We start from the raw sequence: 332 nt of genomic DNA on the forward strand, positions 1-332 counted from the left end.
TCGATTCGCATCTACTTATCCTGGTGCCGGAGGATGCAGTCATAAAGCTGGTGTAAAAATTCAACTAGAGTATGACTTATTGAGTGGAGAATTTTCTGATGTGAAAATTGAACCAGGCAAACGGAGTGATCAGGCGTATGGTGCGAATCGAACAGGTATGATACAAAAGAATGAACTATATATTCGTGACCTAGGATATTTTCGTTTACAAGACTTTAAGTCTATTCAAGATAAGCAAGGATATTATTTATCACGTCTTAAATTACCAACTAAAATATATAGAAAAGAATTCGAAACAGTGGTATTTAAAACAAAACCCGCTCAATTGAGAT

General features: G+C 35.2%; 1 protein-coding gene. It reads left to right on the plus strand.

The window, feature by feature from the left end; translation table 11 throughout:
* The coding region (locus KFD70_RS29390) for a transposase (protein ID WP_431613565.1) at positions 1-332 on the plus strand (332 nt) is incomplete at both ends.

It is taken from the genome of Bacillus pfraonensis, assembly GCF_050768835.1.
GTDB classification, from domain to species: Bacteria; Bacillota; Bacilli; order Bacillales; family Bacillaceae_G; genus Bacillus_A; species Bacillus_A pfraonensis.